This is a genomic window from Paraglaciecola sp., from assembly GCF_030730205.1.
Classification (GTDB): domain Bacteria; phylum Pseudomonadota; class Gammaproteobacteria; order Enterobacterales; family Alteromonadaceae; genus Paraglaciecola.
This window is the reverse complement of the sequence record NZ_JANQVQ010000159.1, coordinates 1-13,944: the sequence shown is the minus strand read 5'-3', so window position 1 is coordinate 13,944 and position 13,944 is coordinate 1. Positions and strand designations below refer to the sequence as shown.

Genomic DNA, 13,944 nt, shown 5'->3' with positions numbered 1-13,944 from the left:
ATGTGATTTAGTTTTCAAACTAATAAAAAATATCAGTTCCACTTGTCATAAACCCAAGCGCAAGCACTTACAGTCAGACTTACCGCTAAAAACGACGCTATCGAGCAACTGCCACCAAGGTATGTTGCTACATCCCAGATAGAATTGTCGGACGCTCAACAGCCATTTTCCTTCTCCGGCTGAACTACTAGGCATTCTTTAAAACGCTAAATATTTGAATGTTGACATTTTGTAAGTATATGTTAATTTAATTAAATAAACCGGTTTAGTAAATCGGTTTTGTTGTCGCCGATAATCAATTGGATAGGCAGCCAAGTATGAGGCCAAAATGTGTATGCATAACGAACACACAGTGTTTATTCAGCATAGAGACTACAAACCGACTGGCCCCGCCCTTGAAACAATTTATTTACAAAATGCCAAAACATAAACAATGAATATGACACTACAAAGTAAATGGAGACCGCATGAAAACTAAACTTAATAAAATAAGTTCTGTACTGAATAGTCGTAGAACCAATACCGCAATTTACAGTGCAGCGTTAGTGGCGATGCTGGCAACGCCGACTATTTTGGCGCAAGAAGCTCAAGCTGATGGAGATATTGAAGTTATACAGGTAAGTGGAATACGTAGTGCCCTTACAAGTGCACTGTTAGAAAAGCGCGATTCAGCTAACTTGGTAGAGATTATTCAAGCAGAAGATATTGGTAAATTGCCTGACCAAAACCTTGCTGAGGTGTTAGAGAATGTAACAGGCGTGCAAATTACTCGTTCTGCGGGTGTGGGTACGGGCGTACAAATCCGTGGTACTAACGCAAACCGAACTGAAATTAATGGTGTTTCTACTGTTGGGTCTGGAGCTGGTCGTAGTGGTATTAATTTTGAAGATGTTTCAGCTTCAATAATTGCAGGTGTTGAAGTCACCAAATCTCCTGATGCAAAAACCATCGAAGGTTCCGTCGGTGGTACTATCAACTTGCGCACTATTCGTCCTCTTCAATTAAGCGAAACTTTAGCGTCAGTCAGAGTCCAAGGTGAATCCAGTAGCCTTTCAACCGATGGTGTTAAGCCTCGATTATCTGGTACCTACGGTGACAATTGGGATACTGACAAAGGCAGATTTGGTGTTGTTTTCAGCGCTAGTTATGCAGAGCAAGACGTAACCGCTTTCCGTCCTCGTGTTGACCGAGATAACGTTGTTACCTCAGATGGCGGAACGCCCAACGCGCAAGATTTTGATTTTCTTGGAATACAATTTCTTAACCAAGATTACGATAATGATGAATATGAAACAGTGAATTTTGCTGGTTCATTAGAATGGGCGCCCAATTCCGAGTTGAAGTTTTATTTTGATGCCACTATCAATGATCAACAGCGTTATGCAGAAAGTTCATCAATCCAAGCTTCAGGCGTAAGTGATGTAATTGGTGTTGGAGTTCCTAGTGCCTTTGAAACTGTTAACTTTGGTATTTTAGATGGTTTGGATCTTGGTAGTATCCAAGCAGCAACTAAAGGCGTTATTCCTGTTGAAGTGGGTGGAGCCGATCCAAATTTGCGTGTTGCGGCCGATACCAGCTCGCGGGTAACCAAGAGCGAAATATTTAGATTGGGTGGCGAATGGCAAGGTGAAAACCTTAAAGTAGTCGTTGAAGCGTCATCGTCAAGTTCTAACTCGACTAACCCTCGAATTAACACCACACTTAACTTCCAAAACCCCAACGCAGCCAATAATTCATCCAATGAAAATGGCACACCATTCATTTATGATTTAACGGGTGGTTCGTTAGCGTTTGGCATCGCCTATGGCGAAGCCAACGCACCAACGGCTGCAGATATGATGGATCCAGCAAATTACATTTTACGTGACGTACAAACGGCGCGAGATCGCACTGAAAACACTGAAGAGGCCTTGCGTACTGATTTTACTTATAGCTTAGATTGGTCTGCGTTAACTAGCGTCGACTTTGGTTTGCGTTATAGTAAATCAACAAGTATGACGGATCAGATCCGTGCTAACGTTGGTTTAAGAACTTATGCAGACAGCCCTAGAGGTGACTTATTCGCTGAGCTTCTTACCGCTGGCCCAGATAACTTTGGCGACGCAGATGGTCGAGAGTTATTTGTTAAAGATTTCCTGATGATCAATCCTGATATGGTTACTGCCGACCAAGATAATGTGTTACGCATTCTAAATGATGCCGTTACTGCACATGGTGGATCAACTCCTATTACTGCACCCACGTCAGAAGTTAGCGCATTTTTTGATATCGAAGAAACGACGAGCGCTCTTTATGCGCAAGCAAATTTTGCTACCGATTATATACGCGGTAACTTTGGTGTTCGTTATTTAAAGACCGAAGTGGCTTCAACAGGTAATTCAATCACTACAGATGTAAATGGCAACCCTACAGTGTCACAAGTAACAACAGTGGGTGATTACGACTTTTTACTACCTAGGATCAACATTGTTGCTGATGTAACAGACGACATCGTAGTGCGTGCCGGTTGGGGCAAAGATATTCGTCGTCCTGACTTTGACGACCTTTCAACTTCAGTTACCTATAGCACTAGTCCTAACCCACCAGTTTCAGTTGGTAACCCAAATTTAGTGCCTGAAGAAGTTACCTCATTTGACCTGACGGCTGAGTGGTATTTCACGCAAGCAAGTGTATTAAGCATTGGATATTTCCATAAAACACGTAGCGACTTATTTGCTGGGCAGCAAGTAGACCCCTATCAAGATCCAGTGACTGGCTTCCGTGATACGATTGGCCCAGTGTGTGAGCAAGGTGGTATTTGGAACCCCATTGCAGATATAAACGTATTTGGTCCTGTTGGTGTGGGCGTATGTGTACCTTGGTCGACAACCATCAATGACACAGGTGAAACCACGCAAGAAGGGCTTGAAATGGCAGTCCAGTTTGACTTATCTAGCTTTGAAGATGACTTAGGTTGGGCATCTGGTTTTGGTGTTTTAGCCAACTATACGATCCAGAAGTTTGATGGTGGTGAAGCAGTTGATAATGCCGCAAGTCGTCCTAATGAAATATTTGCAGCCACAACAGGTATTGACGGTATAGAAGTGTCAGCTTTACATGGATTACCCGACCTTTCTGAAAATGCTTATAACTTCACCTTGTACTACGAAAAATACGGCCTTTCAGCCAGAATGCGATATACATGGCGTGAAGCTCATCGCTCAGAAGATTTTGGTAGTACATCTAGTTACCCTTGGGGATTCATGGTTGTTCAAGAAGACAGAGGGCAGCTAAATGCCAGCATAAGTTACGATGTAACTGAGCAATTAAATATTGGACTTGAAGGCGTCAACTTAACTGAGTCTGAAGTATCACAATCATGTGTTAACAGTGGAGCATTATTATGTTTCCAAGGCCTTACCGACCGTCGTGTAACACTTGGCGCTAGTTATCGCTGGTAAAATGTCAGAGAAATCGCTTTAACCAATTGATATAACAAGAAAAGTGTCGGGCTATATAGAAATATGGCCCGCCCCTTATTGAGCAAAACATCGTTGAATTAATTGATATGTGCTGGAACGCCATACATTCCAAACACTTCAAATACAGCATACCCAGAGAGCATCGATATGAAGATGAGTAGAATTTTATTAAGTACCCTTGTTTTGTTTGCATTCACTTTTACAGTCAAAGCGCAAACACCTTATACCCTTAAATCTACTGATGTGACGGTAGACAATGGGAAGATTACGTCCACGAATCTTACTAACGTTAGTGGAGGAAATTATCAATCCGCTATTATTATCCCCGAGAAGATTAATGGGCACTTAGTAACAGGGATTGGTGATAACGCTTTTCAAGATAAGAGCTTAACTGCTGTAAATTTGCCTGCTGGACTGACTACTATTGGAGATAAGGCTTTTCAGAACAATCGCTTAACCACGGTAACTTTGCCTGCTGGACTTACGTCCATTGGAGATGGTGCGTTTGAGTTCAACACCTTAACCAGAGTAAATTTACCTACTGGGCTTACAACCATAAAAAATAGTGCTTTTGCAACTAACAGCATAAGCCATGTAACTTGGCCTGCTGGGCTTACGTCCGTTGAAAGTAGTGCGTTTCGAGATAACAGTTTAATCATTGTGGATTTGCCGGCTGGGGTTAAGTCAATTGGCGATTTTGCCTTTCAGAATAACCGTATAACCACTTTGACCTTGCCTGCAGGGATCACGACCATTGAGGATAGTGCTTTTAATGTGAATTTTTTAATCAGTGTGGATTTGCCTGCTGGGCTTACGACCATTGAGGATAGTGCTTTTCGAGACAACCGTTTAACCAATGTGGATTTACCTGCTGGGCTTAAGTCCATTGGCCATAAAGCCTTTCTTGCTAACCGCCTAAGCCATGTGGATTTGCCTGCTGGGCTTACATTCATTGGCGAGGATACGTTTAAAATTAATAGTGATTTTAAAAGTTTTGTTTTACCCAAGGGCTCTCCCGTAACTAAGTCGGTGAGGTGGCAAGCAAGTGATGGAAGTGTGGTAAATGCTGGAGATGTTGTTTTGCCTGCAGATTTTGCTAATAGCTACAGAGCCATTATTGTAGATTAGGGCAAACTCAAAGAGAAACCCTATGCATAGCCACTGGTATTAGTGCATTTTACTATCTTAAAATGCACTAATTTTAAATAAGAACTAAACCGATTTAGTTCGTGGGTTTTGACAATATAAATTTATTGCCTACACCACAGCAAAGTGAGTGCTGTGGTGATGGCTATTATATTTGTCTACAAGACTGCCTTGTCATTAAAGAGCAGGAAATCATGATTTTTTGCGCGGCTTTATTAACGTCACTAATATTGTTGAGTAGTAGTTTAGCGGCTTCCACACCAATCATGTAAGGCTCTTGTTTAATAACAGTGATCGGGACTTTAAAAAACTCTGCCATGGGCAAATCATCAAAACCTATTAACGAAACATCATCGGGTATGGCGATCTGCGCTTGATTCAATGCACTTAGCAAATCGGTAGTGATAGCCAAATGCTGAGCAAAAAAAGCGGTGGGGGCTGCTGACTTGATGATTTGTGCGATGGAGTGTTGCAAACCTGTTTCACGTTGCCAATATTGAATTAATGCTGGCTCAAGTGGAATGTCATATTTATTCAGAGCATCTGCATAACCTTGGTAACGCTCGTTTCGCGATTTTACTTTTTTAAAGTCTTGTGTCACAAAACAGATGCGTTTATGACCAAGCTTAATTAGGTATTCAGTGGCATCAAAAGCAGCCTGTTTATAGTCTGACAAGATAATATTTTTTTCACTACCATCGTGCTCTAACTGAAACTGTACTATTGGCATTCCTTTTTCTACGTACTGGGCTATGAGTTTAGTATTTTTACCTGATGACGCGATGATGATACCGTCAACACGCAGTTGATATAAGGCCTCCAGCGACTTTGCTTCAATGGCTGAGTCAAAATCTGTATTGTAGATTAAGGCGTTATAGTCATTCTGTTTGCACCAATCATCTACCCCACGGATAGTTTTACTCGTATAGAAACCCGTGATATCTCTCACGATGACTCCTATAGTTTTAGTTTTATGGGCCTTGAGATTTCTGGCAATGGGATTAGGCACATAATCCAGTTCACCCACCGCCGCTCTAATTCGCTCTTGAGTGTCCTTCGACATAAACTCAAAACGACCATTAAGGAATTGGGAAGCTGTGCTTTTAGAGACGCCAGCTAGTAGAGCAACATCAATTAATTTTACTTTGGCCATGGGTATTTATTATCTGTGGACTAATTTTTTGGTGAGATGTTGACATATTGCAATATTATGATAATTTGTTCAACTAAACCGGTTTAGTAAGTATTTAATCATTTTTAATTGAAGAGGCTTTACGTTGAAAATTACAGAAATTAAAGTATTTGTTTGTAGCCCCGGCAGAAACTTTGTCACCGTAAAAATTTTTACTGACGCAGGCCTTTATGGCGTCGGCGATGCCACCCTTAATGGCCGAGAAATGGCCGTTGTCACTTATCTACAAGAGCATGTGGCTCCCTGCTTGATTGGGCGAAATGCCCATGAGATCGAAGATATCTGGCAGTACCTCTACAAAGGCGTTTATTGGCGTAAAGGGCCGGTCAATATGGCTGCCATCGCGGCGATAGATATGGCACTTTGGGATATCAAAGGTAAAGCAGCGGGTTTACCTGTTTATCAATTACTGGGTGGTAAAAGCAGAAAAGGTGTGACCTTGTACGCCCATGCCAGTGGCGAAACCATAAAAGACACTTTGGATAAAGCCGAGGCTCATATCAAACAAGGCTTTAAAGCCGTGCGTTTGCAGTGTGCTGTGCCAGGTTTGAATGTCACTTACGGTGTGCTTGGTGATAAAGCGGATTATTTTGAGCTGCAAGGCAGTCGACCTTTACCCCCAGAAGAAGAGTGGAGCACGCAAAAGTACTTCAATATGATCGTTGAGCTTTTTCAACAAGCTCGAGCTCGCTTAGGCAATAGTGTAGAACTACTGCACGATGTACATAGCCGCTTGACTCCTATTGAGTCAGCCAGATTGGGCAAATTATTAGAGCCCTATGGTTTGTTCTTTTTAGAAGATGCCTCCATGGCTGAAAATCAAGATAACTATAAGGTTATTAGACAGCACACTACTGTCCCGCTGGCCATAGGTGAAACCTATAATACGATTTGGGATTGTAAAGATCTCATTCAAAATCAGTTAATTGATTACATCCGCGTGGCTGCTACCCATGCAGGTGGCATTACCGCGTTACGACGCATTGCCGATTTTGCCAGTATTTATAATGTAAAAATCGCCCCCCATGGTGCACCTGACCTTTCACCCATTTGTTTTGCTGCCCACATGCATTTGAATATCTGGGCACCTAACTTTGGTATTCAAGAATTTGTTGGTTTTGGGAATGCCCACTCTGCTCGAATATTTAAACATGGCTTCGAAGTGAAAGACGGCATGGCCTACCTTAATGATGCTCCCGGTTTAGGCATTGAGTTTGATGAAGAGGCAGCAAAAGAATACCCCTATAAACGTTCCTACCTGCCAGTGAGTCGTTTGGAAGACGGCACAGTATGGAACTGGTAGTGCGTCTACTGTCAATTTACGTTTTGATAAGTCGAGATAAATAACATGAGCAAAAAAATACGAGTTTTGATTCAGGGAACAGGTTTTGCCGGCCAAGGTCACGCAGAAGCCTTTAGATATGCAGGTGCTGAAGTGGTTGGCATTGTGGGGCGCACAGCAAGTGTGGTGCAACAAGTTGCCTCAGACATGAATATTCCTTATGGCGGCACCGACTGGCAACAAGCCCTTATTGACTGTCAGCCTGATGTGGTTTCGATTGCCACTCCGGGCGGCGCCCATGAAGAAGCCATTGAGCAAGCCATCGAATTTGGTTGCCATGTATTTAGCGATAAACCATTAACAGCCTGTGGTGAATCAGCCAAAAAACTCTATGACTTAGCCACCCAGAAAAAGGTAAAAACGGCTTTTGCTTCGAGCTTCAGATATATGCCCGATGTGATCCATGCCAAACGTTTAGTTGAAGCGGGTGTAATAGGTGAGCCCTTAGAAGTGGAGTGTATTTCCCACTTTAATTTAGAGCGAGACATTCCTTTTGGCTGGTCCCATCGTAAAGAGGATGGCGGTGGTCGCCTGAATAATAATTTCACCCATAAGTTATCTATTGTTACCTCCATAGTGGGTGAAAAAATTCTTTCCATCATGGGCGAAGTACGTGATGACTTGGGCAAGGCGCCCATTGTTGAAGGTGTACATAACTTTAAAAATCGCCGTGACTATATTCCTGAAGATCTTAATGATCCCGCGCTTAAGTGGGGTGAATCCAATGTGGAATGGTCATACACCGTATTAGCTCAGTTAGAAAGCAAACTGGCTAGCAAACCCGTATCGGTATTGTTCAAACACGGTGGTTTACATCCGCGTTTTAACGAAGACCATATAGTGATTTATGGCAGCAAAGGGGCGATATACATAAAAGGCCATTATGCCAGTGGCCCCTTATATATTTACGCTGAAAACAAGCAGTGGCAAGAAACCCCATTACCGCAAGACATAGTCGACAATATCCCTGCAGTTGAAGGTGATACTGAAAGAAACTGGCGCTACCTCATCAGAGAATTAGTCAAGGATATTAAGGGTGAGACCGTGGCGCCATATCAAACCTTTAAAGAGGGGGCTCAATATCAGCAACTTATTGATCTCATTCGTAAAAATGATAATTGGGTTGACGTCAGTCACCTGCAATATTAGGCCAACTTATGTTATATGAATATTTAGTCATAGTAGGATACTTTGTACTGATTGTAGGTATTGGTTTTGCCTTTAAAGATATGGCAAAAAACTCAACCAGTGACTACTTCCGTGGCGGCGGTAGAATGTTGTGGTGGATGGTCGGCTCGACGGCCTTTATGGCGCAGTTTTCAGCCTGGACATTTACCGGTGCGGCGGGTAAAGCCTTCACCGACGGCTTTGCCATTAGCCTAGTGTTTTTTGCTAATACCTTTGCCTATTTTTGTGGTTGGGCTTATTTCTCTGCCCGTTTTCGCCAGATGCGGGTGGATACGCCAACTGAGGGCATCAAACGCCGTTTTGGCCCGCAAAATGAACAATTTTTTTCGTGGGCTCTCATCGTATTTAGCTTTATTAATGCTGGTGTGTGGCTCAACGCTTTGGGGGTATTTACCAGTGCTGTGTTTGATGCCGACATTACCCTAACCATCATAGCAACTGGCTTAACCGTGGTCTTTGTATCTGTACTTTCTGGTGCATGGGGCGTGGTTGCTTCTGACTTTGTGCAAACCTTAGTTGTTGCGGTTATCTCCATTGCCTGTGCCATTGTGGCTTTGGTAATGGTAGGTGGACCGGTTGAACTAGTGGAAAACTTTCCAGTGGATTTTGTCATGGGCCCAGACATGAACTACGGGGTGATTTTAGTTGGCTCCTTTGTATTCTTTTTAGCCAAGCAAATGATTACCATTATGAACTTGCACGACTCTTTTCGTTTTTTAAACGCTAAAGATTCAGTAAATGCACGTAAAGCATCCTTGTTGGCCATGGGCTTGATGGGCGTTGGCAGTATTGTGTGGTTTATTCCCCCTTGGGCGGCTGCTATTTTGTATCCAGACGCAGCAGCAGCCTACCCTGAGTTGGGTAATAAAGCCGCAGATGCTGTGTATTTAGTGTTTACCCGTAATGCTATGCCAATAGGCACAGTGGGTTTGTTATTGGCTGGTTTATTTGCCGCCACTATGTCTTCTATGGATTCAGCCTTAAATAAAAACGCCGGTATATTTGTCAGAAGCATCTACCAACCCTTGTTGCTTAAAAAGAAACAAGAAGTAAACGATATACACCTGCTTAAAGTGAGCCGCTTTGTCAGCTTTATCAGTGGAATATTGGTTATTGCAGTGGCCTTATTTTTCAAGTCACTGACCGAGCTTAGTCTATTTGAATTGATGATGAATGTTTCAACCATGATCCAAGTGCCGCTACTTATCCCACTTATCTTTGGTTTATTTATTAAACGTATCCCCCAGTGGGCGCCTTGGGTAACAGTCGCAATTGGTCTGTTTGTATCTTGGTTCTCGGTGAATATATTAACGCCTGAACTATTATCTAATTGGCTGGGTCTGGCGCAAGAATTCACCCGTCGTGAAGCGGTAGACATCAACTTAATGATCACTATCGGAGCTCACTTAGTCTTCACCGCAGGGTTTTTCTGTGCCACTACTTTTTTCTATAAAGAAGAAAATGATCATCATAAACAAGAAACCGATCGCTTTTTTACCGATTTTGAGACCCCTTTTATCGCTGACGCTGAACAAGATGATTACGACAGACAGCAGCGCGATAAACTAGGCTCTATGGTGATGTATATGGGTTTTGGCGTATTGGCCATGATGTTAATTCCCAACCCAATGTGGGGACGACTGGTGTTTGTGCTGTGTGCGTTGACAATATTAATAATGGGCTTTTTGCTGAAAAGAAGCGCCAAACCCAAAGCACTTAAAAATAAAACCCAAGTTGGGTAACTTGGGTTTGGTTTAATTGTATAAGGAGTCAAACAAATGTTTGCAAACCTAAAACGACCCTTAGTTGTGCTAAGCCTTGTGATGTGGATAGTGGGCTGTAATGCCCTACACGACGAAAAAAAAGTGAGTTTAAGTCATGGAACTGACGAGTCGGCAGGTGGACTACCTGCCTACATAGTAAGTATTGCCAATGCCACGTTTTATCTTGAAAAAGACGGTGGTGGGCTATCCAGCATGCTGGATGTCGACGGGGTAGACTGGATAGGCTTTAACGACACTAAAGGCTCGGGTCACCAAGGTGAATATCGTGGATTCCCTAATGCCATTCATAAACAAGATGGCGACTATTTTCATGCACTAAATGCCAGCACTGATAAATCCACTTCAGTGGTTGAAATCGACTCGCCACAGCATGTGCGTATCGTGTTTACTTCAGGTAACGGTAAATGGCAGGGGCAATGGGACTTTTACCCACAACGCTTGGATTTTACCATGACCCAAGTCAGTCAGGGTTATCACTACTGGGTGCAATATGAAGGTGTGCCAGGTGGCGAAATGGATGATAGTGACTTTTGGTATGCCTCTGCTGACAACAAAAGACATGGCATCCATGAAACTTTTATAGGCGATTTACCCTCGCCAGAATGGTTTGCCTTTGGTGATATAAAAAGCTCACGTATGTTGTACCTGCTGCACCATGAAGATGATGAACATCCAGACGATTATGTTAGTCGCCCTCACATGACAGTGTTAGGTTTTGGTCGCAGTGAAAAAAACAAATTTCTGACCACGCCACAAACCTTTTCAATTGGATTTGTTGAGTCGACACACTATCAAACTGTTGAGCAAAGCATCAAAAGCATTATTCACGAGTAGTCATATTTATACCCAAACAACCTGAAGATACGCGTTTCAGCATCTTCAGGTTGCTTGGGTATATACCAATTCCTTTAAATAAATAGGCACTTAGAACGCGTCCAGCGGATAAGGGACAAGGCGTCGCTATACTTCAGGCATCCTGCCTTTCGCTAAAGCCAGCGAAGCTGTTCACAAATGTTCCAGACATTTTTGTGCAGGAATGGCCTTATCCTTTGAAATAGCGAAAATGCAGAGCCTTATCCACTGGGGTGTTCCCTTTGGACTAGTTTTAAAAGCACATACTCAGCGTTGCTCGAACTCGAAAGAACGCCACTATTACTTCATTCAAGCGCCTTGATTATGTGCTTTTAAATTCTCGCTGAGTGTACATTTATTTAATGGGTTGGTATTAGTTATTCAGGATTGTACGATATTGCCTATATTTAATAGGGCAATGCTGGGTAAGGTTGTTTATCAATGCCAATTCAAGTTTGACCTCAAATCACTCAATGAATATAAAAATATTTAAAGAGCGACGTTGAGGTCGAAAAAAAGCAAACTACTATGCGTTTGTTGACGTAACACTCGACATAACAGAATTACGTCGGCGACAAGCGGCGAACAATAGCAACAGGGCTAGTGCGCCAATTGATGTGCTACCTCCAGACGATTTCTTTGCTGATACTTTAACCGTGATTTCTGCAGTACTGAGCCCACCCCGACCATCACTGATTTGCACACTAATAACATCGGTGCCAACAAAGGTAACGAGCGGCGTGTAGTGTATTACATTGTTAGCATTAAACGTCACTACGCCTTGCTGTGCATCAACATGGATAATGTTGATCGGATCGCCGTCTGTATCACTGGCGGTGTGCAGTACAGCAATATCGATGGATGTAACACTATTGGTTGTGACTGTCATATTGCCAATGGTGGGTGCTCGGTTGTAATAAACGTTAATCGTTACTGACGCACTTGCAGTCCCGCCGTTGCCGTCACTGATGCTGTAGGTGATAACATCTGTGCCAATAAAGTCTAACTGCGGTTTGTACCACAAGCTTTGAGCATCTGAGTTAATTTCCACAGTACCAAAGTCCGCAGAGGCATAATTGATGGTCAAGGGGTCGTTGTCACTATCACTATCGTTGCTTAGCACATCAAGTTGATGAGTTTGTTCCCATTGCAATGAATAACTGTCAGCGACAGCCTGTGGCGCTTGGCTACTGCTGCTTGGTACTTTAACACCACCAGGGTCACTTACGGCGTTGTTAACCAAACCGTCATCGTCATTTGGCCCGCCGTCTTCAATGGTTAATTGCACACAAAGATAACCTTCAATTAAGCCAGGGAGCCATGCCGCTGCACCCGGTGGAGGGCAATAACCAACATCACCTTGAGCAGAATGGAGGCTGTTATTGGCATTTTCGATAAAGCTTACCCAACGACCTTGTTGGAATTTGCGATAAGTACCTCCCGCGGGAATAGGCGCCTGCTGAGGAATGACAATGCGTACTGTTTGGCCCCGGATAGGGAGTTCATCTATCACAAAATCAAAAATTCCACCTACTGACCTGAAATCCTCATCTAATGGTATTGGGTTTAATCCACCCATTTCACCGTCGAGGATCTGTGCTCCGCCCGATTGACCACCTAAGGCAAAAGCGCCTAAACCACAGCGCACGCCAGGGTCGCATTCCAGTAAGAAAGAATTAGTCACCGTATTGAGTTGCGGCAAGATATTATTGGTCGGCACATTGTCTAAATAATTGGGAATACCATTACCATTGTTATCACCTAAACCATCATCAATGTCTGGGATCAGATTGTTGTTGCTGTCACCGCTGCCAAGCACAGGTAAAGCTGCAACAATACGCAGGTAAATCTCTTTGGTAATACTGAGTGCTTCGTTGGCATCATCCGTTGCCATTAACGCCACTTTGTATGTCCCCTCGTCAAGCAATGCGGGGTCAAATTCGAAAGTATCAGACGCTGCAGATAGGTTGACAAGAGAAGCATCAGCAAGCCATTGCAATGTTACATCATCGCCAGCGTTTGCATCGAACACCTGCGCATCAACCTTGATAGGACCTGCAGTTGCACTGAACCAAGAGCCGGTTTCAGCTTGCTGACTGGCCGTTAATGTCAGTGTGGGTGCAAGATTTTGCTCGGAGATAAGAACTTGAGCACTGATATTCGGTGCAAAATTTAAATCTCCATCCAAGCTAATAACAATGTCTTTTTCAACTGACCCGCTTAAATCGGCAAACACATTAAAGCTTATGCTTGCACTTGTGCCTGATGATATTTCGAATTCACCGTCACTTAAATCATGATCGCTCATAGACAGAGCACTACCACTGACGGTATACGGAACATAGACAGGATAGGTAGGTGCAACACCATTGAGCAAGACATTAACCGTGACCATAGTGTTATTTGCCGTCACTTTAAATTTTTCTACCGAAATTAAAGGATGGATTTCTAATAATTGACTCGAAACGCTGCTTAGTCCGTTAGCATCGGTTGCACGCCAATATAATACATGCTTGCCAGGTTTAAAAATTGGCAATCCGTTATCTAAACTGACAGCTAAACGATTTCCAGCTGCATCTACCGCAGTTGCAACACCTAGGTCTATTTTGGTTAATATTCCAGTGGCATCGGCAATGATATCCGCAGGTACGGTAATTTGGGGTGCATCTGGATTACTGCCCTCGATTAATAAACTCACAGTAGCAGTGTCACTAAATTCACCATCGCTCACGCTGTAATTTAACATTACTGTGCCATTAAAATTATCTGGCGCAGTAAACATTAGCTTATTGTCCGTAATACTCACTTGTCCCGCACTGGCATTGGCGGCAGTGATAGTAAGAGCATCGTCCTCTGGGTCACTGTCGTTTAGCAGCACATCAATTTGATAGAGATTATCCAAACTAAACTGCAAGGTTAAGTCATCGTCAGCGGCATTGGGTGCTGAGTTGGTTGCCAAAACTTCTAAGTTAAAACCTG

Annotated in this window: 8 protein-coding genes; 6 read left to right on the top strand and 2 right to left on the bottom strand. The window is 43.1% G+C overall.

Going from position 1 to position 13,944, the window contains the following annotated elements; genetic code table 11:
* Nucleotides 1–467: 467 nt before the first annotated feature.
* Nucleotides 468–3,440, top strand: coding sequence for a TonB-dependent receptor (locus tag NWQ57_RS10850; RefSeq protein ID WP_306022168.1), 2,973 nt, complete (start codon nucleotides 468–470; stop codon nucleotides 3,438–3,440).
* 168 nt (nucleotides 3,441–3,608) lie between these two features.
* Nucleotides 3,609–4,589, top strand: coding sequence for a leucine-rich repeat domain-containing protein (locus NWQ57_RS10845; RefSeq protein WP_306022167.1), 981 nt, complete (start codon nucleotides 3,609–3,611; stop codon nucleotides 4,587–4,589).
* 166 nt (nucleotides 4,590–4,755) lie between these two features.
* On the opposite strand, the gene NWQ57_RS10840 is transcribed toward NWQ57_RS10845, so the two are convergent.
* On the bottom strand, nucleotides 4,756–5,760 hold the full coding sequence (locus tag NWQ57_RS10840; protein ID WP_306022166.1) for a LacI family DNA-binding transcriptional regulator: 1,005 nt from the start codon (nucleotides 5,758–5,760) through the stop codon (nucleotides 4,756–4,758).
* A 124-nt stretch (nucleotides 5,761–5,884) separates the two neighbouring features.
* On the opposite strand from NWQ57_RS10840, the gene manD reads away from it, so the two are divergent.
* From manD to NWQ57_RS10820, 4 genes are all read left to right on the top strand, one after another.
* Nucleotides 5,885–7,102, top strand: a complete 1,218-nt coding sequence (gene manD, locus NWQ57_RS10835) for a D-mannonate dehydratase ManD (protein ID WP_306022165.1) — start codon at nucleotides 5,885–5,887, stop codon at nucleotides 7,100–7,102.
* Nucleotides 7,103–7,147: 45 nt separating this feature from the next.
* Nucleotides 7,148–8,290: a Gfo/Idh/MocA family protein gene (locus tag NWQ57_RS10830; RefSeq protein ID WP_306022164.1), complete on the top strand. Its 1,143-nt coding sequence runs from the start codon at nucleotides 7,148–7,150 to the stop codon at nucleotides 8,288–8,290.
* 8 nt (nucleotides 8,291–8,298) lie between these two features.
* On the top strand, nucleotides 8,299–10,071 hold the full coding sequence (locus tag NWQ57_RS10825) for a transporter (RefSeq protein WP_306022163.1): 1,773 nt from the start codon (nucleotides 8,299–8,301) through the stop codon (nucleotides 10,069–10,071).
* Between the two features lie 81 nt (nucleotides 10,072–10,152).
* Nucleotides 10,153–10,947 carry a hypothetical protein gene (locus tag NWQ57_RS10820; protein ID WP_372340910.1) on the top strand — a complete coding sequence of 265 codons (795 nt, stop codon included), beginning with the start codon at nucleotides 10,153–10,155 and terminating at the stop codon, nucleotides 10,945–10,947.
* A 544-nt stretch (nucleotides 10,948–11,491) separates the two neighbouring features.
* Here the strand turns inward: NWQ57_RS10820 and NWQ57_RS10815 are convergent.
* Nucleotides 11,492–13,944 (bottom strand): Ig-like domain-containing protein (locus tag NWQ57_RS10815; protein WP_306022161.1); only part of this gene is annotated, 2,453 nt, incomplete at its 5' end.

Bases quoted from the DNA above. Each gene is read 5' to 3' on its own strand.
- NWQ57_RS10850 (WP_306022168.1), top strand. From the start codon at position 468: ATGAAAACTAAACTTAATAAAATAAGTTCTGTACTGAATAGTCGTAGA.
- NWQ57_RS10845 (WP_306022167.1), top strand. From the start codon at position 3,609: ATGAAGATGAGTAGAATTTTATTAAGTACCCTTGTTTTGTTTGCATTC.
- NWQ57_RS10840 (WP_306022166.1), bottom strand. From the start codon at position 5,760: ATGGCCAAAGTAAAATTAATTGATGTTGCTCTACTAGCTGGCGTCTCT.
- NWQ57_RS10830 (WP_306022164.1), top strand. From the start codon at position 7,148: ATGAGCAAAAAAATACGAGTTTTGATTCAGGGAACAGGTTTTGCCGGC.
- NWQ57_RS10825 (WP_306022163.1), top strand. From the start codon at position 8,299: ATGTTATATGAATATTTAGTCATAGTAGGATACTTTGTACTGATTGTA.
- NWQ57_RS10820 (WP_372340910.1), top strand. From the start codon at position 10,153: ATGTGGATAGTGGGCTGTAATGCCCTACACGACGAAAAAAAAGTGAGT.